The organism is Variovorax sp. VRV01, assembly GCF_014852545.1.
Lineage (GTDB): Bacteria > Pseudomonadota > Gammaproteobacteria > Burkholderiales > Burkholderiaceae_C > Variovorax > Variovorax beijingensis_A.
This window is the reverse complement of the sequence record NZ_JACVBS010000033.1, coordinates 14,805-37,163: the sequence shown is the minus strand read 5'-3', so window position 1 is coordinate 37,163 and position 22,359 is coordinate 14,805. Positions and strand designations below refer to the sequence as shown.

General features: G+C 68.1%; 16 protein-coding genes. 6 read left to right on the top strand and 10 right to left on the bottom strand.

What is annotated here, in order from left to right; translation table 11 throughout:
• Positions 1-203: 203 nt before the first annotated feature.
• Complete coding sequence (locus IB278_RS32440) at positions 204-878, bottom strand: GntR family transcriptional regulator (RefSeq protein ID WP_192328329.1); 675 nt, start codon at positions 876-878, stop codon at positions 204-206.
• 146 nt (positions 879-1,024) lie between these two features.
• Here IB278_RS32440 and IB278_RS32435 point away from each other — a divergent pair, with 146 nt between their 5' ends.
• From IB278_RS32435 to IB278_RS32415, 5 genes are all read left to right on the top strand, one after another.
• Entirely contained in the window at positions 1,025-1,963 is a 939-nt protein-coding gene (locus IB278_RS32435) for an NAD(P)-binding domain-containing protein (RefSeq protein ID WP_318646728.1), read from the top strand.
• A 98-nt stretch (positions 1,964-2,061) separates the two neighbouring features.
• Positions 2,062-2,700, top strand: coding sequence for a 4-carboxy-4-hydroxy-2-oxoadipate aldolase/oxaloacetate decarboxylase (locus IB278_RS32430; RefSeq protein WP_192328327.1), 639 nt, complete (start codon positions 2,062-2,064; stop codon positions 2,698-2,700).
• Positions 2,701-2,728: 28 nt separating this feature from the next.
• On the top strand, positions 2,729-3,703 hold the full coding sequence (locus tag IB278_RS32425) for a Bug family tripartite tricarboxylate transporter substrate binding protein (RefSeq protein WP_192328324.1): 975 nt from the start codon (positions 2,729-2,731) through the stop codon (positions 3,701-3,703).
• Positions 3,704-3,727: 24 nt separating this feature from the next.
• Positions 3,728-4,681 carry a tripartite tricarboxylate transporter substrate-binding protein gene (locus IB278_RS32420; RefSeq protein ID WP_145739739.1) on the top strand — a complete coding sequence of 318 codons (954 nt, stop codon included), beginning with the start codon at positions 3,728-3,730 and terminating at the stop codon, positions 4,679-4,681.
• Positions 4,678-5,586, top strand: a complete 909-nt coding sequence (locus IB278_RS32415) for an amidohydrolase family protein (RefSeq protein ID WP_192328322.1) — start codon at positions 4,678-4,680, stop codon at positions 5,584-5,586. Before IB278_RS32420 ends, IB278_RS32415 begins: the two co-directional genes overlap by 4 nt.
• Here IB278_RS32415 and aroQ read toward each other — a convergent pair.
• The 6 genes from aroQ to IB278_RS32385 are packed head-to-tail and all read right to left on the bottom strand — an operon-like array spanning position 5,550 to position 9,883.
• Positions 5,550-6,014 (bottom strand): type II 3-dehydroquinate dehydratase, encoded by a 465-nt coding sequence (aroQ, locus tag IB278_RS32410; protein WP_145739743.1) that lies wholly within the window; start codon positions 6,012-6,014, stop codon positions 5,550-5,552. The genes IB278_RS32415 and aroQ overlap by 37 nt on opposite strands.
• A gap of 15 nt (positions 6,015-6,029) precedes the next feature.
• Positions 6,030-6,851 (bottom strand): shikimate dehydrogenase, encoded by an 822-nt coding sequence (gene aroE / locus IB278_RS32405; RefSeq protein ID WP_145739745.1) that lies wholly within the window; start codon positions 6,849-6,851, stop codon positions 6,030-6,032.
• Between the two features lie 14 nt (positions 6,852-6,865).
• On the bottom strand, positions 6,866-8,089 hold the full coding sequence (locus tag IB278_RS32400; protein WP_145739747.1) for a CaiB/BaiF CoA transferase family protein: 1,224 nt from the start codon (positions 8,087-8,089) through the stop codon (positions 6,866-6,868).
• The gene (locus IB278_RS32395) at positions 8,086-8,541 is read right to left on the bottom strand and encodes a MaoC family dehydratase (protein ID WP_145739749.1); all 456 of its coding nucleotides are present in this window, start codon (positions 8,539-8,541) and stop codon (positions 8,086-8,088) included. Before IB278_RS32395 ends, IB278_RS32400 begins: the two co-directional genes overlap by 4 nt.
• Positions 8,542-8,566: 25 nt before the next feature.
• Positions 8,567-8,953 (bottom strand): VOC family protein, encoded by a 387-nt coding sequence (locus IB278_RS32390; protein ID WP_145739751.1) that lies wholly within the window; start codon positions 8,951-8,953, stop codon positions 8,567-8,569.
• Positions 8,954-9,883: a ketopantoate reductase family protein gene (locus IB278_RS32385; RefSeq protein ID WP_192328320.1), complete on the bottom strand. Its 930-nt coding sequence runs from the start codon at positions 9,881-9,883 to the stop codon at positions 8,954-8,956.
• A gap of 88 nt (positions 9,884-9,971) precedes the next feature.
• Between IB278_RS32385 and IB278_RS32380 the strand changes: the two genes are divergently transcribed.
• The gene (locus IB278_RS32380; protein ID WP_192328317.1) at positions 9,972-10,934 is read left to right on the top strand and encodes a LysR family transcriptional regulator; all 963 of its coding nucleotides are present in this window, start codon (positions 9,972-9,974) and stop codon (positions 10,932-10,934) included.
• Positions 10,935-10,952: 18 nt separating this feature from the next.
• Here the strand turns inward: IB278_RS32380 and IB278_RS32375 are convergent, their stop codons facing one another.
• The 3 genes from IB278_RS32375 to IB278_RS32365 form a co-directional block, all read right to left on the bottom strand.
• Positions 10,953-12,911 (bottom strand): ATP-binding protein, encoded by a 1,959-nt coding sequence (locus IB278_RS32375; protein WP_192328315.1) that lies wholly within the window; start codon positions 12,909-12,911, stop codon positions 10,953-10,955.
• A complete protein-coding gene (locus IB278_RS32370) occupies positions 12,821-13,483 on the bottom strand; it encodes a response regulator transcription factor (RefSeq protein ID WP_225613316.1) in 663 nt (220 codons plus the stop codon). The genes IB278_RS32375 and IB278_RS32370 overlap by 91 nt, the downstream gene beginning before the upstream one ends.
• Positions 13,484-13,549: 66 nt before the next feature.
• Positions 13,550-22,348, bottom strand: coding sequence for a hemagglutinin repeat-containing protein (locus IB278_RS32365; RefSeq protein WP_192328309.1), 8,799 nt, complete (start codon positions 22,346-22,348; stop codon positions 13,550-13,552).
• Positions 22,349-22,359: the final 11 nt, after the last annotated feature.

Below are 22,359 nucleotides of genomic sequence, written 5' to 3'. Positions count from 1 at the left end.
GCCTTCGCGGATATTCAACGAAGGAGCGTGATCGAAGTGCATGCGTGGCCGTGATCTCCGCCTAGGACTGATCTCCCAGCGAGCCAGTGGGAGTCGCCCAACCACCGATCGCTACGCTGACTTGTTCTTCTTGGTGAGCTTATCCAGTGGATTCGTGCGCAGGACGGTCGAAAGCCGGGGCGGTAGCTACTTGTCCGCGGCGCTCACGCCGCCTCGCCCTTGGCGGTGCCGTGCCTGTACTCGGTGCGGTGCCTCATGAACCGGTGATAGGACATGCGCAGGTGCAGTTGCATTACTTGCCTTGCCAGCTCGCCATCCGCTGCCTGCACCGCCAGCGTCAGGTCGCGGTGGTGATGAAGGCTCTGCTCCAGTTCCTGCGGGGTGTAGATGTAGAACGAGCGCTTGATGATGGGCATGTCGATCATCGTCTCCAGTATCGCGCGCAGCCTGGGCGAGCCCGAAGCATCGAGCAAGGCGTGGTGAAAGTCGCGATTGGCTGACTGCACCTTGGCTATTCCTTCCTTGCCTTCCGCAATACCCTCGGCCATCGCCTGGTTGCTCGCCTGCAGTTGCTGGACGAGTGCGTCTCCGCCGCGCGTGGCCGCCAGGAATGATGCGTATGGCTCCAGCAGCATTCGAAGCTGGAAGGTCTCTTCCACATCCCACTCGCTCCATTCCGCCACGCGGATGCCCTGGCCTGCGGCGTCCGTTGCCAACCCGTCTTCCACGAGTCGGCGCAGCGCGGTGCGAACGGGGGTTCGGCTCAGTCCCAGGTCGCGGGCCAGCGGCTCCTCCTTGAGCTGCACTCCAGGGGCGTAGTGCCCCCCCACCAGTCGTTGTCTCAGGATCTCGTAGGCCTTGTCTCTGCCGTGCTGCATGGGGGCATGAACTCGCTGCATATGGAGCCGGGATTGTAGGTCGCTGCACCTTTGCCTTGGCGCTCCGCAAACAAATCGAGTACATGCGTCGTTCTTGATTTGTACTCTGGCGATTGAGAAAGCTGGCATCTACAGAGGGAAACTAGGTGATTTCCCTGCATCCCATTGAATTATTTGTACTCGCTTTGTATTCTCTCGGCATCGAAAAGGGTCTGCGCATGAACATTGCAATCATCGGGTTGGGCGAAGTCGGCCGCTGCTACGCGGCTCCCTTGTATGAAGCGGGCCATACCCTCGGCCTGTGCGAAGCGCACCCGTCGGCGGCCGCCACGGCGCTGGCGGCGTCGATGGAATTGCCGATCCACGAGAGGGCCGGTAGTTGGTTGTCCAAGGCGGACGTGGTGCTTTCCTGCGTGACGGGGACCACCTCCCTGCCGGTGCTCGCGCAGGTGCTGCCGCATCTCTCGCAAAACGCGTTGCTGGCCGACTTCACGACGGCCAGCCCCGAGGTCAAGCGCGAAGGGGCGGCCCGTGCGGCAGAGGCCGGTATCCGCTATGTCGACACCGCCATCATGGGCGCGATCTCGCTCAACCTGGTGCGCACGCCCTTGTTGGCTTCCGGCAGCGGCGCCGAGCAGCTGAAAGAAGTCCTCGAGAGCGCCGGTGCGCGTGTTCAGGTCATCGCGGGCGGCAAGGCCGGGGATGCCATCTCGTTGAAGATCCTGCGCAGCGTCTTCACAAAGGGCATGGAAGCGCTTTGCGTGGAGCTGCTGATGAGCGCCGAGAAGCAGGGCGTGCGCAGCGAACTCTACGAGCAGCTCAGCGACATCGACCAGACGCCGCTGCGCTCGTTCATCGACATGCTGGTGCGCACGCATGTCATTCACGCCAGGCGCCGGGCGCACGAAGTGCACGACGTCCAGGCCGAACTGGCGGCGCAAGGCCTTCCTTCGGTGGTCATGCGCGGTGTCGAACAGCGCTTCAACGACACGGTGGACGCGCTGTCCAGGCGGCCGCTCGGCGTTGCGGAACCGACCGTCGACCAAGCCTTGAACTGGCTTCTGGCCAGCGCAGGTGGGCACTAGCCGCTTCCTTCTTTCCGCTTCTTCTCTTCTCTCTTCGTTTCGTTGGCGGCCTGGCGGTCGCCTGGCCTTTCTTCGTCTTTTTTTTACTGGATTCACCCATGACTACTCCTGAGCAGATCAAGCAATTGCGCGACCTCGGCGCAGCCACCGTCTACGAGGCGCAAGGCGCCAAGGGCGCGCTGGACAGCGGCATGAAGCCGATCGACCCGACGGTGCGCCTGGCCGGCCCCGCGTTCACCGTCGACGCACGCCCTGCGGACAACCTGATCCTTCACTACGCAGTGCAAAAGGCCAAGCCTGGAGACGTGCTGGTGGTGGACGCGAAGGGCTTCATGGAGGCAGGCCCCTGGGGCGACGTGCTGACGATTCAGGCGATGAAGCTCGGCATTGCAGGACTTGTCATCAATGGCTGCGTGCGCGATGCGAACCTGATCATCGACCTCGGCTTTCCGGTGTTCTGCCGTGGCCTTTCGATCAAGGGCACGGGCAAGAACCAGCCTGGAAAGGTCGGCGTGCCGATCGCGATCGGCGACACGCTGATCCAGCCCGGCGACATCGTTGTCGGCGACCGCGACGGCCTGGTGGTCGTCGCCCAGGGCGAAGTCGAAACGGCCACTTCCAGCAGCCTGGCCCGCGAGGAAAAGGAAGCGAAGCAGCGCAAGGCCATTGACGAAGGCGCCACCACGGCCGAGCTGCTGAACCTGACGGACACGCTGAAGCGCTTCGGCCTGGTCTGACATCCACAAAAATCACGGAGACATCCGCATGCGCAAGCTCATCAATTCCCTGGCGTTGCTCGGCGCCGCCATCCTTGCGCCGGCCGCGGCGCATTCCGCCGATGCCTATCCGTCCAAGCCGATACGGATGGTGGTCGCATTCGCCGCCGGCGGCTCCGCGGACATCAATGCCCGCATCGTGGGGCAGCAGCTGGGCAAGGAGCTCGGCGGCACGATCGTCGTGGACAACAAGGGCGGTGCCGGCGGCAACCTGGGCGCGGTCGAGGCCAAGCGCTCCGCGCCGGACGGCTACACGATGTTCTATGCAACCTCTGCCGTCGTGCTTGCGCCCTCGCTGTATGCAAAGCCGGGCTTCGATCCTTACGCGGACTACACGCCGATCTCGTTGACGGCAACCATTCCGCTCCTGCTGGTCGTGAACCCGGCAGTGCCCGCCAAGACGGTGAATGAGCTCGTTGCGTTGGCCAAGAGCAAGCCCAATGAGCTGAACTATGGATCCTCAGGTGCCGGTGCATTGCTGCATCTGGGAGGTGCATTGTTCGCCAAGGAGGCAGGCATCCAGGCCACGCACGTGGCCTACAAGGGCAGTGCCCCTGCGGTTGCCGACCTCCTTGCCGGAAGCACGCAGTTCATGTTCCTGCCGATCAACGAGGCCATGCCGCATGTGAAAGGCGGCGCGTTGCGCGCGCTCGCGATCACGAGCGACAAGCGCTCGCCGCTCATGCCGGACGTCCCGACGATCCGGGAGGCCACCGGAAAATCGACCATGGACCTGGGCGCCTGGCAGGGGCTGATGCTGCCAAAGGGCGTGCCGGACGATGTCGTGAGCAAGATTTCTGCAGCGCTCAAGAAGGCGCTTGCCGACAAAGCCCTGCAGGATCGCCTCGTCGCGCAGGGTTCCATCGTGCTGGGCGGCACGGCAAAGGACTACGCGGACTACATGAAGCTCGAAGGCGACCGCTGGGCGAAGGTCATCAAGGACACCGGCGCGAAGCTCGATTGAACACGGCACACGGGAGACATCATCATGCTGAAAAAACGCACCTTCGTTGCCGGCGCCGTCGCGGCCTTCCTGATGGCGGGTGCTGCCGCACAGGACTTCAAGAACCCCATCAGGATCGTCATTCCCTTTGCGCCCGGCGGAGCCACCGACGCGCTGGGTCGGCTGCTGGGGCCCAAGCTCGGCAAGGAGCTGTTGCAGACGGTCATCATCGACAACAAGCCGGGCGCCAGCGGCCAGATCGGCACCGCAGCGGTCAAGGCCGCGCCGCCCGACAGCGCCACCTTCTTGCTGGCCCTGGATCATTCGGTGGTGGTGGTTCCGCTGATCACGCCGACGGCGGGCTACGACGCCATGAAGGATTTCGTCCCGGTCGGCCAAGTGGCGCGTTTTCAGTGGACCTTCGCGGTGCCCATGAGCAGTCCGGCAAAGACCTTGCCGGAGTTCGTCGAATTCGTGCGCAGGGAACCTCAGAACGGCAACTATGGCGTTCCGCTGATCGGCGGCGTGCCGGACATCATCGGTGCTGCCATCACTCGCAAGGCCAATGTGAAGATGGAAGCGATCGCCTTCGGAGGATCGGCGCAGATGATGCCGCAGCTCATAGGCGGCCAGCTGGCTTCCAGCGTGACGGGAGAGCCCGAGGGGGTGACCATGTCGCGCGGCGGCAAGGTCCGCATCCTCGCGATCTCGGGCGGCAAGCGCTCGGCGCTGCTTCCCTCGGTGCCGACATTCGAGGAACTGGGCTTCACCGGCGTGAACGTCAACAGCTTCAATGCGTTCTTCGCACCCAAGGGGTTGCCTCGGCCGCTGGCGGAAAAGTTCAACGCCGCATTGCGAACGGTGCTGAACGATCCTGAGGTCCAGGGCAGGATCAAGGACATGTCGTTGGAACTCGCGCCCACGGACCTCGACCAGTCGGCCAGCGAGCTCGCGAAGTCCTACGCGTTCTGGCGCGAAGCAGCCACGCAAAGAAAATGATGCTGCGCGGCAGCCTGCCATTGCACTCCTCCGGGGTGGAATGCGAAGCCCCGCATTCCACCGGACGGAAGGGGCCGGCATTCAGCGTGCCGGCAGGAGCGTGCGATTGCCACATGCACTTCTTCGACGCGAAGGCGCCGTTCGCTCCCGGCCCCGTACTCACGCATGGAGACGCCACCGTCGAGCACTACCGGCAGCTGCAGCGCCGGCTTCGCATCGAACGCTGCGTGCTGGTCCAGCCTTCCGGCTATGGGCGGGACAACCAGGTTCTCCTGAGGGGATTGCAGTCGCTTGGCAACAGCGCGTGCGGGGTGGCGGTGATCGATCCGTCGGCGACCCCGTCCGAACTGGAGGTGCTGCGCGCTGCCGGCGTCGTGGGCGTGCGTTTCAACCTCGTCCAGGCAGGCGCGTCCAGCGAGCAAATGCTGGAAGACGTTGCGCGCTTGATTCGCCCCTTCGGCTGGCACATCCAGCTGCACGCGCACCCTGTCGATCTGCTGAACCTCGCCGATCGCCTGACCGCGCTGCCGGTGCCCGTGGTCATCGACCATTTCGCGCGCATCAATGCCGAGCCCGCGATGTCGGACCGCGTGAAGGCCGTCCTTCTGCGCATGATGGGCAGCGGCAATGTGTGGATGAAGATGTCGGCGCCCTACATCGCCTCGCCCGACTCCAAAGCCTATGAAGACCTCGACGGCTTCGTCCGCCACCTTGCGGCTGAGCGCCTCGACCGGCTGGTCTGGGGTACCGATTGGCCGCACGTCACGGAGTCGAGCAAGCCGGATGACGCCGTGCTGATCAATCTGCTCGCACGATGGCTGTCCGAAGACGAGATTCGTTTGGTTCTTGTGGAGAATGCTGCTCGGCTTTATCGCTTCGCGCCGGCTTCGTTCAATGACCGCTGAGCAGCCGACACCGCGGCGCGCAGCGCCAGCAAATAGCTGTCGATGCCAAACCCGCAGATCTGGCCCCTGACAATTTCTGCAAACACCGAGTGGTGGCGGAAGGCTTCGCGTGCGTGGATGTTCGACATGTGCAGTTCGACCACCGGCATCGTCAGGATCGCCAAGGCATCGCGGATGCCGTAGCTGTAGTGCGTCCACGCGCCCGCGTTGATCAGCACGGCATCCACGCCGTCGGTGAAGCCTTGGTGGATGCGCTCGCACATCGCGGCCTCGCTGTTGGTCTGGAAACTCTCGACCTCGGCGCCGAGTTCGCGGCCGAGCGCCTGGAGTTGCGCATCGATTTCGGCCAGCGTGACGGTGCCGTACTGCACCGGATCGCGCTTGCCGAACATGTTGTGGTTGATGCCGTGCAGCATGAGGATCTTCATGGTGTCTCCTCTTCTTCAGACCAGCGGGATGGTCATGCGCTCGATGAGGGCGCGCGTGTCGGGACGCACGCCACGCCACCACGCGAAGGCCTCGGCCGCCTGCTCGACCAGCATGCCGACGCCGTCGGCCAGTTGCGGCACGCCTGCGTTCCGGGCCAGGCGCAGGAACGGCGTGAGGCCTTTGCCGTAGACGAGTTCGTAGGCCAGCTTCGCGCCTTTCAGCACTTCGGCGGGCACCGGCGGCAGCTCTGCCTTCAAGCTCGCGGAGGTCGCATTGACGACGATGTCGAAGCGCTGCCGGGCAAGGTCCTCGTAGCCCGACACCATCACGCGGCCATGCGATGCGAAGCTGTCGGCCAGCGTCCTGGCGGTCGCCAGCGTGCGGTTGGCCACGACCAGTTCCGCCGGCTGCTGTGCCAGGAACGGCAGCAGCGCACCGCGCGCGGCGCCCCCGGCGCCAAGCAACAGCACGCGCGCGCCCTTCATCGCAACGCCGAGGTTGCGCGTGATGTCGTTGACCAGGCCGACCCCGTCGAAGTTGTCCGCGTAGATGCGGTCGCCCTCGAACTTCAGCGCGTTGGTGGCACCGGCCAGCTCGGCCCGCTCGAGCTTGTCGGTCGCGAGCTCGAAGGCCTGCAGCTTGAACGGCGCGGTGATGTTCATGCCGCGGCCGCCGGCGTCGCGAAACGCAAGCACGGCACCGGAAAATCCGTCGAGCGGGCCTTCGATGGCGCTGTAGTCGATGTCCTGGTTGGTCGCCTGCGCGAAGCTGCCGTGGATCATGGGCGACTTGGTGTGCCCGATGGGGTTGCCGATGACGGCGTAGCGGTCGGTCATGAGCTTCGTCTCCTTCACTTGCTGTAGAGCACGCCATCGGCCTGCATGGCGGCGATCTGCGCGTCGCTGAAGCCCAGGCTGGCGGCGACCTCGGCGTTGTGCTCGCCGAGGTCGGGCGCCACCTGCGTCTGCGTGGTGTCGCAGTCCGAGAAGCGGAAGGGCAGGTTGGGCAGGCGGATCTTTCCCAGCGCCGGATGGTCCTGTTCGACCACCATGCCGCGCGCCTGGATCTGCGGGTCGGCCAGCACCTCGTCGATGCGCTGGACCTTGGCGCAGGGCACATCGATGGCGTCGAGCATCTTCAGCACCTCGGCCACGGGGCGAGCCTTCACCCAGGCCCGGACGACCGGCAGGATCTCCAGCCGGTTCGCGTTGCGCCCGGCCGAGGTGTGGTAGCGCGTGGCGTCGCCGAAGCCGGCCGGCCCGGCGGTCTGCGCCACCAGCGCGGCAAAGCGCTTCCAGGCGTCGTCGACCTGCGCCGCAATCACCAGGTCGCCGTCCTGCGCACGGAACACGCCATAGAGCGTGGAGTTGGGCATGTCGTGGCCGGTCTGCACCGGCACTTCCTTGCCGCCCGAAAGGGTGTAGCACTGCACCGCGTACTCGTGCATCGACACCAGCGTGTCGTACAGCGCCATGTCGATGTGCTGGCCGCGGCCCGACTTCACGCGGCCGAGCAGCGCGGCATTGATCGCGGCCACCGCGTGGATGCCGGTGTACATGTCGCCGAGCGAGATGCGCAGCAGCGGCGGCGCCTCGCCGGGATTGCCGACCATCTGCATGATGCCGCTCTTGGCCTCGGCGATCAGGCCGAAGCCGGCGCGGTGCGCATCGGGACCGGTGTGGCCGTAGGCCGAGATCGAGCAATACACAAGGCCGGGATTGCGCGTGGCCAGTTCCTCGTAGCCCAGGCCCAGCTTCTTCAGCGCGCCGGGGCGGTAGTTTTCGACGAACACGTCGGCGCTGTCCACCAGCTTCTGCATCAGCTCATTGCCGCGCGGGTCCTTGGTGTTGACGCACAGCCCCTTCTTGCCCATGTTCTGCTGCAGGAAGTAGCCGCTGTGGTCGCCAATGAACCAGGCGTGCTGGCGGCCGGCGTCGCCGGTGCCGGGCCGCTCGACCTTGATGACTTCGGCACCCAGTGCCCCCAGGCAGCGGCCGACGTACGGGCCGGCCAGGAAGTGGCTGTAGTCGACGACGCGGATGCCGGCCAGCGGCAGGGCTTGCTGCGCGCTCATGAAGGCCTCCGCGGCACCATCACGCGGTGCTCGCCCTTTTGCACCACTTCGTCGCGCTGGTTGATCAGCTCGGACGGCAGCACCAGGATGCCCCAGCCCGGACGGCTCTTCGATTCGCGCTTGGCGCCGACGTGGAACTTCACGCGCACCGTATCGCCCAGCTTGATCGGCCCGACGAAGCTCCATTCCCAGCCGAGCGACATGCCGGGCATGAAGCGCATGTCGCTCTTCGTCTTGAGGCCGTCGGCGACCGACAGGCCGAACAGGCCGTGCGCAACGCGCGTGCCGAATGGCGTGGTGCGCGCATAGGCCTCGTCGGTGTGCACGGGCGTGTGGTCGCCGGTGAGGTCCGCGTAGGCCATCACGCGGGCTTCGGTCACTTCGTAGGGCGGGCTGATGCACTCCTCGCCGACGACGGCGTCGTCCCAATACTTGTCTTCGATGGTGGTCATGGTGTGTCTCTGTGGAATGGGTTGTTCAGGCGCGCGGATTGACGGCCAGGGCCTGTGCGACCGCGCCGGGGCTGGCCTGGATGAATTCGACGGCGAGGCCGTCGGGCAGGCGCAGCCAGTTGCGGCCCTGCGGCATTTCGGTGACGCCGAAGGCGCGCGCGGCGGCGAGCGCGGCTTCGAGGTCTTCGCACATCACGCCGAGGTGGCCGAGGCGGCCCTCGGGGCCTGCAAAGTCAGGCTTGGCCATGAACTGCATGCCGCCCAGCGTCCAGTACTGGATGGGGTCCTCCACCGTGCCCTGCACTTCGCGCATGGTCATGCCGCACACGTCGTGGAAGAACTTGATGTGCCAGTGGATGTCCTTCACCCAGATCGCGACATGCTCGACATAGGCTTTGGGTGCGGCGCTCATTTATTTCGCCTCCATGCGGCGCTCGATGCCCTTGATCGCGGCGACCAGCGTCTGGTTGACCGGCGTCGGCACGTTGTGCTTCTGGCCATTGCGCACCACCGAACCGTTGATGAAGTCGATCTCGGTGATCGACCCCTTCTCCAGGCTCTGCAGCATCGAGGTCTTGAACTCGTACGGCAGGCCTTCGGCGGCCATCAGCCAGGCGTCGCGCGGCTCCTTGATCGACAGGCTCACGCCGCCGGCCTTGGCCACCGCCATGGCCTCGGCGACGGCCGCGATGGCCGTGGCTTCGATCTCCGGCACCGCATAGAGGCTGCCGTAGACCTGCCCCGTGATGGCGCTCAGCGCGCCCGTGGATACGTTGATGAGGAGCTTGTCCCACATCACGCCCATGATGTTGTCGCTGACCTCGCAGGGCAGGTCGGCGCGCTCGAACTCGGCGGCGATCGCGTTGGCGCGTTCGCTGATGGCGCCGTCGAGCTCGCCGATCACCGTGCGCTTGCCTCGCGTGCCGGCAATGATGTGGCCGGGGCCGAGCAGCACGCCGCCGACATAGGTCTTGCCGGCCAGCACATGCTCGCGGCCCACCACCTCGGACAGGATCTCTTCATGGCCCATGCCGTTCTGCAGCGACATGACGGCCGTGCCGGGGCCGACGATGCCCTTGGCGCCCTCGATGGCCGAACGCGTGTGGAAGGACTTGACCAGCACGATCACCAGATCGGCGGGTTCGAGGCCGCTGCTGTCCAGCGTCGCGCGAACCTTGACGACGCGCTCCGTGTCGCCGTCCTTCATGCGAAGGCCATCGCGCCTGATGGCGTCGACGTGCGCCTCGAAAGGGTCGATCAGCGTGACGTCGGACCCTGCGGCGGCGAGCGTTCCGCCAATGGCACACCCCAGTGCACCGGCGCCGAGAAAGTAGATCTTCATGCGTGTCTCCGTTGGAATGTCTGAACGATAGGTTTCGACCAACATTCCGTCCATGACATGGTTGAAATGATCTACATTCCGTTTTGAAATGAACCTCGACGACGACACCGATGACGGCACAGCGCTGCTCAGCGTCAAGCTGCTGCGGCTCTTCGACTTGCTCTACAGCACGAACAGCGTGACGCGCGCCGCCGAGCAGCTCGGCCAGAGCCAGCCGACGGTGAGCAACTGGCTCGGGCGCCTGCGCAGGCAGTTGGGGGATGAGCTGTTCGTGCGCACGGCCGCCGGCATGCAGGCGACGCCGCGTGCGGAGGAACTGATCGTGCCGGCGCGCGAAGCGCTGGCTTCGCTGCGGCGTCTGGCCGCGCCCGCGCAGGCCTTCGATCCATCCAGCGCCACGCGGCGTTTTCGCATCTGCATGACGGACGCCAGCCACATCACGCTGCTGCCCCAGTTGCTGGCGCACGTGCGCGCCGTGGCGCCGGGGGTGAGATTGGAAGCGGCACGCATCGACGAGCAGAGCGCGCAGGCGCTGCAATCCGGGCAGGCGGACCTGGCCATCGGATTGGTGCCCTGGCTGGAGTCAGGCTTCTATCAGCAGGTGCTTTACCCGCAGGATTGGGTGTGCCTGGTCAACGCGCGCCATCCGCGCATCGGTGGCAAGGGCTTCAGCCTGCGCGACTACAAGGCGGAGGCGCACGTCGGCATCGTCGGCGGCACGGGTGTTCAGCTGCTGGAGGCGGCCTTGCTGCGGCAACGCGTGGCACGCCGCATCCTGCTGGAACTTCCGGGCTTCCTGGGCCTGGCCGCCATCGTGTCGACGACGGACCTGATTGCCACCGTGCCGCGCCACATCGGCGAGACGCTGGCGCGCACCGGCGAGCTCAAGGTATTCGATTGCCCGGTGCCGGTCCCGCCCTTCACCGTCAAGCAGCACTGGCATGCGCGCTACCACCAGGACCCGGCCAACCGCTGGCTCCGGGGATTGTGCGAAGACTTGTTTGCGAAGAGGGCTGCCAAGCCGACGCCGAAGCGCAATCGCGTGCCCTGACTCCCTGCCGCGCAGCCATCACCCGGCGGGCAACTCGACCGGAAAGCGCAGCGCCACGGTGGTGCCATCGGGCGTCGGCCGGATGTCCAGCGTGCCGTTCAGCCGGCGCGCGCGCGCTTCCATGTTGCGAAGGCCCATGCCGCCGTGCGCGTCGCGGACGGCGGTGAATCCGCTGCCGTCGTCGGCCACCGAGAGCGAGAGCTGACCGTCGGCCGCCTCGATGCCGATGCGCACCTTCGAGGCGCGGCTGTGCTTGAGCACGTTGGCCAGCGCTTCCTGCAGCAGCCGCAGAAAGTCGAGACCGCGCCGATCGTCGAGGCGGCACTGGTCCAGGCCCTGCAATGCCCAGGTGCATTCGATGCCGGCCGCCTCCAGCACGCGCGTCGTGCGGTGGCGCAATGGCGCGATCCGTTCGGACAGCCGGTCGGTGTCGTCGAGTGACGAGCTTTCGATGATCAGGCGCAGGTCGTCGCGCACTTCCTTGAGGGCCCACAGCGCGGTGTCATGGCCGGCCGCGCTGCGGTTCTCGAGCGAGGCGATGTGGCCGCTGAGCGTCATGCCCAGGCCGTCGTGCAGGTCGCGCACGAGGTTCATGCGTTCGGCCAGGCGCGTGTTCTGCAGTTCGGTGGCGTGCTCGCGGTGCAGCATCGAGGACAGGCGCCGGGTAGCGTCCTCCACGTGGTGGCGCAGTTCGTCGTTGAAATGTTCGACCAGGCGCATGCCGACCACGAAGCGCCAGGTCAGCACGAAGGAGATGCCCACCAGCATCGCGCTGGAGGACCAGGGCGTGTAGTAGAGGTTGGTGGCCAGCACGCCGTGGAACACGAGCACGTCGTGCGTGCCGGCGGCCAGCGGCAGCAGGGTGCACAACGCCAGCGCCTGCACCTCGCGCCTGCGCGGCGAGGCCAGCGCATGGCGGCAGATGATCCAGGCACTGAGCGTGTAGGTGGCCAGCGCCACGACCACCGCGGCGCCGCGCACCGGCGACAGCAGCGCGTGCGCGTGCGGCGCGAGCCACAGGGCGGCCGTGGTCAGGCCGACGGCGCCGCCGATGAGCTGCACCGCGCGGCGCCGCCGCAGGCCGCAGAAGCGCAGGGCGAACATCAGGAAGGCGGCGGTGCCCAGCACCAGGGCGGACATGTTGACGGCCTGGTAGGTGTCGGTGCTGCCGAAGGGCCAGGTGCTCCGCGCGACGTAGTTGTAGCCCACCGGCACCCACAGCAGCGAGAACAGGCTGAACCAGCCGTAGAAGGTCTCGTTGCGCCGCAGCAGCCAGAACAGGCCGTAGAGCACACCCATGGCAAGGGTGATGCCCAGGCTCAGCATGTGCAGCGACTCCCGGATCAGCCGCTCGTGCCGGTAGTGCGCATCGGCCGCAGCCGGGCTGTCCACCAGCACCGGACCGAGGCCGGGCGCATAGGCTGCAAGGCCCGAGACGCGCACCAGCAGCTCGTTGGGCCCGGGGCGCAGCAGCGGCGCGCTCAGGAGCCAGTGGCGCGGATGGTTCCAGCTGCGCGACAGGGGCTCCTCGAGCTGTGGGTCGCGCGCCAGCAGGGCGCCGTTGAGGTAGATGGCGCCGGCCATCGAGAGATAGTCCATTGCGAGGCCCCGCGGCGCGGGCGCGCCGGCCGTGGCGGGCTCGTTCCACCGCAGGCGGTACCACACCACGCCGTCGTGCGCCGGCCAGCGCCCGGCCCAGGCGTCGGGCAGCGTCACCGCGGTCCAGCCCTCGGCCGGCGGCGTGTCGGGGCTCGCCGGGTCGGCACGCGCGGCCTCGATGCGTTCGAAGCCGGGCGCATCGAGCGCGGCGGCCGGCGCCAGGCCCGCAAGCAGGAACAGGAACAGCAGGACCGCCAGCAGTTGCCGCAGTACGCGGCCGCGCCGGATCAGGGCAGCAGGCCACGCCCGCGGGCGCTGTGGACGGCCGCGGCCCGCGAGTGCACCGCAAGCTTGCGATAGATGTTCTTGGCGTGGCATTCGACGGTATTGACCGAGATGTACAGGCTTTGCGCGATCTCGCGGTTGCTCTGCCCCTGCGCCACCAGTTCGAGCACCTCGATCTCGCGTTCGCTGAGCAGGCCCGCGTCCGCTGGGGCGGCTGTCATCCTAACCACCTGCGCGGCCGGCGGCTCGGCCATCAGTTGCAGGATGCGCCGCGCGATCACGGGGTCGATGGGAGCGCCGCCGCGCTGCATGCTGCGCAGCGAGAGCTCCAGCTCCACGTCCTCGCCGTTCTTCAGCAGGTAGCCGGTCGCGCCGCCGCGGATGGCGCGCAGCACGGTCGCGTCGTCGCCGAGGCTGGAGACGATCACCGTCTCGGTCTGCGGCGCATGCGCCTGCATCCACTCCACGAGCTCGATGCCGCTGCCGTCGGGCAGGCCGACGTCTACCAGCGCGAGATCGAAGCGCCGCAGGGCCAGCTGCGCCCGCGCGTGCGCCAGCGAATCGGCCTGCTCGCACAGCGCGTGGCCGTGCACCTGCAAGACGATGCGCTGCAGGCGCCGGCGCACGGGTTCGTCGTCATCGACGATCAGGACGTTCAACAGCAAGCGTTCTTCCTTCATCGGGCCATGCCGGCGGCAGGGTGGGCCTGGATTCTCTCAACAACTTTCATTTCATTGGCCGGAGAAACGCATCGGCACCGTCTTGGTCGTGCCGTCGGCCTGCGGCACGCTGACGTTGACCTTGAGTTCGCCCTTGAAGCCGGCCGGCGGCTTGCCCTGGAAGGTGCCGGTCTTCGGGTCGAACTTCAGCCATGCCGGCAGCGGCTTGCCGTCGCTGGTCAGGGCCTGGGCCGTCTTGCCGGGCGGCATCGCGGCGGGCAGCGGGACGCTGGCCGTGATCTGCTGCGCGCCGGGCGTCGACTTGCCCTGGTTGACGACGATGCCGCCCGCGCCGCCGCTGATCGCGGTGTTCTGCACGGTGGTGTTCTTCTGCTTGTCCACATAGACGTTGGCCATGCCGCCGCCCTTCTGCTGTTCGTAGGGAGAGGCCGGGGGCTTGGCGGCGGGTGCGGCCGGTGTGCCTGCCGCAGCTGCTGCCGTGGGCGTCGGCGGCGGTGGCACGGCCGGTGGATTGCTGCTGCCGGGCGTCGCGGGGGGAGGCGTCGTCGGTGGCTGGCTGGGAGCCGGCGGGGCTGTGGTTGGAGCGGGGGCAGGTGCGGGTGCGGGTGCCGGTGCAGCCGGAGGGTTCGTCTTCGCACCCGTCTTGCCGGAGGGCGTCATGCTCGATCCGGAGGCGGAGGCCGAGAAGCCCACCAACTGCGAGCTGCTGGTGCTGACGGCCGCCTTGGTCTCGAAGCTGCCGCCGGTGTCGACCGCCACGCCGTTGGCCGCCGCCACCTGGGTGCCTTCGAGCGAGGTGTTGCCGCCCGAGGACAGGCTGATCTTTCCGCCGCTCGAAATGCTGCCGGCGGTGGCGATGTTGCTGTCGGACTTGGACGAGCCGACGCCGAGCGACGCCTGCCCGCTGCGGTGGTTGACGGCCGTGCCCTTGTCGGAGGGCAGGCTGCCGATGAAGGTGCTGCCCGTGACCTTCTCCTTGTTGCCGCCGCCGCCCGCCGCCGAGACGTCGACGCTGAGCGACTCGCTGGTGGCAATGGTGCGCGCCGCGTTCATCGCCAGGTTGCCGCCGGCCGCCACCGTCACGTCGCCGGCCGTGCTGGCGATGGCCGTGCCGGTGAAGCTCGCGTCGCCGCCGCTGCGCAGCGTCAGCGGCCCGCTGCCGCTCGAAATGCTGCCGGCCACGTCCTGGTCGAGGCTGCTGCGCGACTTGCCGACGCTCACGTCCACGCTGCCGCTGCCGCCCTTCTTGGTCGCGGTGACGCCGGCTGCCACGCCGACCTGCTCGCTGCTGGAAGAGGCCGTGTTCTTGGCCGCCGCAAAGTCGAGCTTGCCGCCCGCATCCACGGTGGCTGCGCCGCCCGCGGCGATGTGGGTGCCTTCCAGGCGCGTGTCGCCCTGCGTCCTGATGGTGAGGTTGCCCCCGCTCGCGATGCCGCCGGCCACCGCGGTGCTGGTGCTCTCCTTGCTCTTCTCGCCCTGGTAGCTGACCTCGGCGCTGCCGCCCTTGTTGACGATGTCGGCCTTGACCGAGCCGCCCGCGCTCGTCGTGCTGGAACTGCTGCTGCTCGTGTCCTGCGCAGCCCTGTAGTCGAGCGATCCGGCTTCCAGCGTGACGTTCTTCTTCGCTTCGATCTGCGTGCCCTCGAGCGTGGTCTGGCCGCTCGAGCTGCTGCTCACGCTGCCGCCCATCCGGATGGTGGACACGACGGCCGTGCTGCTGCTGGATTGCGCGGTCTCCTTGCCGTACTCGTAGCTCGCCTTCACGCCGCCGCCGACGCCGACGTTCATCGACTGCTTGCTGGCGCCCGGCCCGACCTGGCCCTCCCCCGAAACGCTGGCCGATGCCTCGCCGTAGGCGCCCACCTTGGCGGTGTGGCTCGTGCTCTCCGAGGAGGCGTAGGTGGTGTTGGCCGCTGCCAGGCTGGTGATGGTTTTGGCCGACTGCTCGAGGTTGCCGCCGCCCTCGATGCGCGTGCCCACGTCGGTGATGCTGTTGGCCGCCTTGCGCGTGATGTTGTTGCCGGCCGAGAGGCCGGAGGTCACGGCCGTCGTCGATCCTTCGACGGAGCTCGCCCTGGTGTTCGATCCGTACAGGCCCACTTCGCCCGTGGCCGAGGCGTTGGCCTGGGCGCCCGCCTTGGCGCCGATGCCCACGCCGGCTTCGGCACTCGCGCCGGCCTGCGCTTTGCCGGATGCATAGAGGCCCGCGGTGGTGCTGCTGCTGGTGTTCGACACCTGGTGCTCGTCGTGCACCGCCTTGAAGCTCATGTCGGTCGCCGCAAGGCTCATGTCCTTGCCCGCGCTCATGGTCGAACCTTCGAGCGTCAGGTTGTCGCGCGCCGTGACGTCGAGGTTTCCCTTGGCGTTGATGGCCGAGCCCTGGTGCGTCGTGTCGAGCGTGCGGGTTGTGCTCTTCGTCTGCTGGAAGACGTCGAGGTGGTTCTCGCTCGTGGCCGAGGCACCGGCATTGGCGTCGGCGCCCGCGTTCGGGTTGCCCTTGCCGCCTGCGGCCGAGGCGCTGACGCCCGCGCCCGATTGGGCCTTGTTGTCGGTGCTGGCCATCAGCCCGACCTTGGTGGTGGCCGTGCTGGTGGTGGAGGTCTTCTTGTCCTCCGCGGCGAGCAGGTTCACGTTCTGTGCGTTCACCGCCGCGTTGCCGCCGGCATTGACGGTCGAGCCCTGCAGCGTGAGGTCCTTCGAGGCATCCACCGCGAGGTTGCCGCCGAAGTTCAGGTTCGAGCCGACATGGCGCAGGTCGGTGGTGTCGGTGGTCGTGGTGGTGGTCGAGCTGAAGGCCAGGCCCGCGGCACCCTTGCCGGCCGCGCCGGCCGACGCTTCGGCCGAGGCATTGGCGAGCCCGCGCCCCGAGCCGGCCTTGGACGCCGCCGCGGCACTGGCCGAACCCTTGCCGGAGGCGCCGACCTGCATCACGCCCGTGTTCCTGGTCGTGGTGTGGGTCTCGTCGTAGTTGCGGCCCGCCAGCACGTTGACGTTGGTGGCGCTGATCCTGCCGTCGCCCTTGACGTCGACGTTCGAGCCCTGGACGGTGATGTCGTTCTTCGCGGCGAGGCTGGCGTTGCCGCCCACTTCGAGGCCGCTGCCCACGTTGCGCACCGACAGCGAATCGCTGGTCGTCTTCGTGGTGCCGTACAGCGAGTTGTTCATGCCGAGGCCGCTCGCCTTGGTCTCGGTGTGCGTCGTCGTCGTGTTCTCTCGCGCGACGATGTTGAGGTTGTTGCCGGCCTGCAGATCGGCGTTGCCGCCGGCCTTGGCGTCGGTGCCGGCCAGCGTGATGTCGTTGCCGGCCTGCACCGCCAGGTTGCCGCCGACCGTGAGGCCGGACTTCACCTGGGTGACGCTGGTCGTGGTGCTGTCCTTGGTGCCGCTGCCGTTCTTGACCTGGATGTTCGAGAAGGTGCTGCTCGTCTCCTTCTTCTCGATGGTGTCGAAGCTCACGTTGCCGCCGACCTTGAGGCTGGCATCGGTGCCGGCGTTCAGGGTGGCGCCGAGGTTCGTGATGTCCTTCTTCGCGTCCAGGGAGAGGGTGCCGGTCGACTCGATGCCCGCGGTCTTGCCGACCACCGTGTTGTGGAAGTGCTCGCCGCCGCCGCCTTCGCTGGCCGTCTTGTTGACGATGCTGCCCTGCGTCGAGCTGAGGCTGACGTCGCCGCCCTTGATCAGGCCCGACAGGTTGGTGATGTCGCCGGCCGATGCGATCACCAGCGAGCGGCCGCCCACGATGGTGCCGCCGGTGTTGGTCAGCGAGGTGAGGCTGAGGTCGGCGTCCTGGGCCGAGATGACGGCGCCGCTGGCAATCTTGTTCTTGGTGCCCTGCGCGAGGTAGACCACCGGCGCGAGCACCGTCTTGCCGCCGATCTCGGTCTGCACCATCCACACGATGTCCTGCTTGAGCGAGGCCTGCTGCTCGGGCGTGAGCGCCTTGCCGTAGACCAGCCCCAGCGAGCCGCTTTGCGTGGCGGCGCTCTCCATCAGCCCCTTCATCTGCGTGTCGGCGCCCTGGTAGCTCGCGAGCACCGCGCTGCCCGTCTGCTTGATGAGCTGCTGCTTGACCAGCCAGGCTTCGTAGCTGGCATCGCCCAGGCGCATGGTCAGCTTGTCGGCGTCGTACCCCAGCAGCCGGGTCAGGTAGTCCGACCCGACCGAGGCGGTGCCCGTCAGGTAGAGCGGATTGCTCTCCACCAGGTATCTCGCGTCTGGCGATCGCGCGGTCACGAAGTAGCCGTTCGGGTTGCCCGGCAGCGCAATGTTGATGCCGCCGAAGGATGTCCCCCTCACGCCGTTGGCGGCGTTGGCATCCAGGAAGGACATGGCCGGCAGCGGCCGCGTGCCGGTGCTGCCGCCGAAAGACGCGGCGTCGACGGCAGCGACGGCCACGCTGGGGCCGCGGCCGACGGCGCTGCCGGGCAACGCGCCCTGGCCGACCGTGCGCGGCGCGTCCGTCGATGCGGGCGCAGCGGCTTCGCGCACGCCGTCGAGATTCTGGTCGCTGCCCACGTCCTGCGCCGTGGAGCCGTTGTTGACGAGGCTGAAGCCGGAGCCGCGCAGGCTCGCGGTGTAGAGGCCGGCCCGCAGCACGTTGTTGGCGCTGGACGACTGCGGGCTGTCTTCGTAGCCGCTGGTGTAGCAGACGGCATCCCACGTGCCGTTGCGGTCGCACAGGCGGTCTTCGTAATCGATCTTGGGACCCAGCGCCACGTACTTTGTCGTCAGCGAATAGCGAACGATATGCGTGGTGGTGGTGAGCGCCAGGTTGTCGTTGGTGAACTTCGCGCCGGTGAGCTGGAAGCCGTGGCCCGCATCGTCTGCGATGCCGAGGCCTGCATGCAGGGCACCGTTCGCCTGCGCGGGGTCATGGGAGAAGCCCTGCAGGTTCATCGAGGCGCCGGCGTAGATGGTGCCGCCGATGTTGCTGCCTTCATGGAACGCCAGCTGCATGTTGCGGCCGGCCGTGATCTGCGGCATGACCTCCGGCAGTGGCTGCGAATAGGACTGCGTGGTGGTGTAGCTGTACTGGTACAGCGTGGCCTCGTCCTTGTTGCCGCCATCCGCAGCCCCGTCGTGGTAGTCGTCGCGCGAGGCGACCTCGGTGTGGGCGCTGTCAGGCCCCCGCGTGGTGATGCGCTCGAGTCCCGGGACCTCGTTCTTCAGGGTGGCCGCCACGATCGCGATGTCGTTGGCGGCGTTGATGATGCGGCCGTTGAGCAGGGTGTTCGCGCGCAGCGAGAGGCTGTCGTCGCTGTGGATGTCGCCCGTGTTGGCGAGCGTGCCGTTGGCCTGGGCGGTGAGCATGCGGCCCGCGTACAGCAGGCCTGCGTTGTTCAGGTTGCCTGCCTGTGCATCGGGCGTGGCGGCCGCGAGGTCGAGCGTGCCGCCGTTGGCGTGCACCTTCAGGTCGTTGAGCGCCGAGATGGCGCCGGTCGCGCCGACCGCGATCGAAGGCGCCTGCACCTCGAGGTCGTGGGCCGAGAACAGCAGGCCGTCGTTGGTGAAGGCATTCGAGACGTGGATCGTGCCCTTGCCCTGGCGGCTCGCGTCCACCGCGGCGAGGATGCGGCCGGTCTTGGCGCTCGCGCCGGTTCCCTGGACCGCCAGCGACAGCGCGGAGGCGTCGAGGTCGAGCGTGTACTGCGACACCATCGCGGCCTGTGCGCCGATGCTGACCTTGCCGATGTTCACGGCAATCGAATCGCCGAGCGCGTTGCCGTTGAGCACCAGGGTGGAGTTCGCATCGCCTTGCACGCGCAGCAGGCCGCCGCCTTGCAGCGAGCCGTTGACGGTGGCCGTGAAGCTGTTGGCGCCAAGGGCCTGCAGCGTCAGCGCGCCGTTGGCCACGATGTCGCCGTGGCCCGCCGTGCCGTCCACCTGGGTCGCGAGCCCGCCGCTGCCGATGCCGAGTGTGAGCGCGCCCAGCGACTGCAGCATGCCGGCATTGGCGATGCTCTGGCCGGACAGCGTGCCGCCGCCGGTGCCCGTGCTGGCGAGTGTGATGGTCGCGCCGGCCTGGTTGTCCACGCTGCCCGTGGCCGCGACGCTGGAGTCCGCGCTGCCGCCGCCCTGGATCGTGCCGGCGTTCGAGATCTCGGCGACCGAGATCGCCAGCCTGTCGCCCAGCATCAGGCCCGCATTGGCCAGCTTGCTGCCGGTGCCCGAGATGCCGAGCGTGCTGCCGGCCTGCATCGTGCCGGCGTTGTCCAGGCCATCGGCCGCGCCGACGTTGGCCTGCAAGCGGCCGCCGGCGCGCAGCAATGCCCCCGACTGGTTGTCGAGGCGGTTCGCGTTGAGGGTCGCATCCTCCCGCGCCTGCAGCGTGCCGTGGTTGGCCAGCAGGCCCGCCACGTTCACCTGGCTCGGCGCTGCGCCGCTTTGCGTGGACAGCAGCCAGGTGCCGGCGTTGTCGAGCGAGCCTGCGTCGACCCGGCTGCCGCCCGCGGCCTGGATCCATCCGGTGGCCTGGTTCCGGGCCGTGCCGGCGGCGAGCGCGAGGCTGCCGTCCGAGAGCAGCTTGCCGCTGTTGTCGAGCACCTCGGTGGCGCCGCCGCTGCGGTCGGCGATGTCCAGCGAGGTGCCGGCATGGATCGTTCCGCTGTTGGCGATGGTGCCGTCCGCGCGCACGACGGCGCTGCCGCTGGTGGCATCCACGACGCCCGCGTTGTCCAGCCCTTGCGCCGAGCTCAGCGCGACGTTTGCACCGGCCAGCGTGCCGCCCGCGGCATTGCCGAATGCGCCGCCGCTCGCGAGCGAGAGCGTCTGGCCCGCCTGCATCACGGCGCCGTTGGCATTCTGGATACCGCCCGACGTGGTGGCGCCGAGGTTCCCCGCGGCGGCGATGGCATGGCGGTTGTCGATGGCGCCGGCCGTGATCGCGGCATCGCCGGCGGACTGCATCACGCCGCTGTTGAGCAGGGTGCCGCCGATCTCCATGCGATCCGCCGCGCCGGCCTGTTGCGACAGCAGCCAGGTCCCGCTGTTGTCGAGCGCACCGGCACGGACGACCGAGCCGGTGGCTGCCTGGATCCAGCCGCCGGCCTGGTTGCTCAGCACGGCGGCGTTCAGGTCCATCGCGCGGGCGGCGAGCAGGTCGCCGCTGTTGGTCAGGACCTGCACGGCCGCGCCGTCGCGCCCGGCGACGGCGATGTCCTGGGCGGCGCGCACGCTGCCGGTGTTGGAGAGCGTGCCTGCCACGCGCAGGGTGGCGGTGCCGGTCACCGCGATCAGCTTGCCGCTGTTGTGCAGGCTCGCGGCGTCGATCGTGTTGGCGTCGCCGGCCTGCATCCAGCCGCTGTTGTCGATCGCGGCGGCACGCGCCGTGATCGACCGGCCCGCCAGCAGGGTGCCGCGGTTGTCGATCGCCTGGGTCGCGCCGCCCGCGGCGTCGGCGATGTCGAGGTTCTGGCCCGCGTTGATCTGGCCGCTGTTGGCGATGACGCCGTTCGCACGCAGCGTGACGCTGCCCTGGTCGGCCGTGAGGGTGCCGGCATTGGCGATGCCCTGCGCCGCATCGATGGCGAGCTGCCCGCCGGTGCTTTGCACGCCCTGGCCGTCGCCGCTCGCGGTCGACACTGTTCCGGCCGCAGCCAGGTGCAGGTCGCCTCCCGCCCGCACGGCCGCGGCGCCGAGGGCCAGGTCGCCCGCGGTGGCGCGGGCTTCCAGGGCGCGCGCCGATTGCAATCGCGACCCTTGCCCCGCGTCGATGCGCCTCGCGCCCGCCTCGAGGTCGTTGCCGGCAATGAGCGAGGCGCGGTCGAGCGCCAGGCCGCCCTGCGCCGCGGCCACCCGGGCGTCGCGGGCGGCGGTCAGCGTGGCATCGACCAGCGCGATGGCCGCGGCATCGGTGCTGCTGCTCGCCACCAGCACGTCGCGCTGCGCCGACAGGCGGTTGCGCAATTCGATGCGGCCGGCCGCCGAGAGCGTGAAGTCCTCGGCGCTGGCCGCCGCATCGCCCAGCATGCGCACGCCCACGCCCGCTTCGGTGGCCATCAGGCGGATGCGGTTGGCGTACATGCCGCCCAGCGCCGAGCTGTCGATGGCGTAGGCCGGCGCACTGCCGAGCGCATCGGCGCTGCCGGTGATGGCGCGCGTGCCGTAGTCCCACCGGTTCGGGCCGGCGAAGATGCCCAGGTCCTTCGCGTTGACGCTGGCTTCCAGCCGCACCGAGCGCGTCACCAGGTCCAGCACCTGCTGCGCCGTGGCGTTCAGGCCGTTGCCCGTGACCAGGATGTCGCCCTGGTTGACATTGAAGCCGCCGAGCGCACCGTTCGCCGTGAAGAAGGGCACGCCGGTCGAGAGCGTCACCCGGTCGGTGTTGATGAAGCCGCAGCCCGAGCAGGTGATGCCGTAGGGATTGGCCAGCACCACGTCGGCCTTGTTGCCCAGCACTTCGGTAAAGCCGGCCAGCGTGCTGCGGTTGTTGCTCACCACCTCGTTGAGGATCACGTTCGCCGGCGCAACCATGTTGAAGTTCGCCAGCACCTGGCCGGCGAGCTGCGACTGGTAGTTGATCTGCTGCGTGCTGGTCGTGTTGTTCAGCACCAGGCCGTTCGCGTTCACGTTGAACTGCTGGTAGCGGTTGTGCGACAGCCCCGCCGCGTTGGCGGCGTTGATGTTGACCACCGTCGTGCCGTTGGGCGAGACGTAGGCGCTGGCCCGCCCGCCGGGGGCGAGCACGGCGGAAGGCACCTGGGCCTGCGCGGCCGACAGCGCGGCCCCGAGCACGGCCGCGGCGGCCAGGCGCGAGCGCCTGCTGCCCTTGCCGCGTCCGCGTGCGGTTTCGGCAACGGCGACCCAACTGCCGAAGGCGGCGTTCCAGACGACGCGATAGATGTGGTTCATGGGAGGCCTTT

Excerpts from the sequence above, each read along its gene's own strand:
- IB278_RS32440 (WP_192328329.1), bottom strand. The coding sequence starts at position 878 with ATGCAGCACGGCAGAGACAAGGCCTACGAGATCCTGAGACAACGACTG.
- IB278_RS32430 (WP_192328327.1), top strand. The coding sequence starts at position 2,062 with ATGACTACTCCTGAGCAGATCAAGCAATTGCGCGACCTCGGCGCAGCC.
- IB278_RS32425 (WP_192328324.1), top strand. The coding sequence starts at position 2,729 with ATGCGCAAGCTCATCAATTCCCTGGCGTTGCTCGGCGCCGCCATCCTT.
- IB278_RS32420 (WP_145739739.1), top strand. The coding sequence starts at position 3,728 with ATGCTGAAAAAACGCACCTTCGTTGCCGGCGCCGTCGCGGCCTTCCTG.
- IB278_RS32415 (WP_192328322.1), top strand. The coding sequence starts at position 4,678 with ATGATGCTGCGCGGCAGCCTGCCATTGCACTCCTCCGGGGTGGAATGC.
- aroQ (WP_145739743.1), bottom strand. The coding sequence starts at position 6,014 with ATGAAGATCCTCATGCTGCACGGCATCAACCACAACATGTTCGGCAAG.
- aroE (WP_145739745.1), bottom strand. The coding sequence starts at position 6,851 with ATGACCGACCGCTACGCCGTCATCGGCAACCCCATCGGGCACACCAAG.
- IB278_RS32400 (WP_145739747.1), bottom strand. The coding sequence starts at position 8,089 with ATGAGCGCGCAGCAAGCCCTGCCGCTGGCCGGCATCCGCGTCGTCGAC.
- IB278_RS32395 (WP_145739749.1), bottom strand. The coding sequence starts at position 8,541 with ATGACCACCATCGAAGACAAGTATTGGGACGACGCCGTCGTCGGCGAG.
- IB278_RS32390 (WP_145739751.1), bottom strand. The coding sequence starts at position 8,953 with ATGAGCGCCGCACCCAAAGCCTATGTCGAGCATGTCGCGATCTGGGTG.
- IB278_RS32385 (WP_192328320.1), bottom strand. The coding sequence starts at position 9,883 with ATGAAGATCTACTTTCTCGGCGCCGGTGCACTGGGGTGTGCCATTGGC.
- IB278_RS32380 (WP_192328317.1), top strand. The coding sequence starts at position 9,972 with ATGAACCTCGACGACGACACCGATGACGGCACAGCGCTGCTCAGCGTC.
- IB278_RS32375 (WP_192328315.1), bottom strand. The coding sequence starts at position 12,911 with ATGCCACGCCAAGAACATCTATCGCAAGCTTGCGGTGCACTCGCGGGC.
- IB278_RS32365 (WP_192328309.1), bottom strand. The coding sequence starts at position 22,348 with ATGAACCACATCTATCGCGTCGTCTGGAACGCCGCCTTCGGCAGTTGG.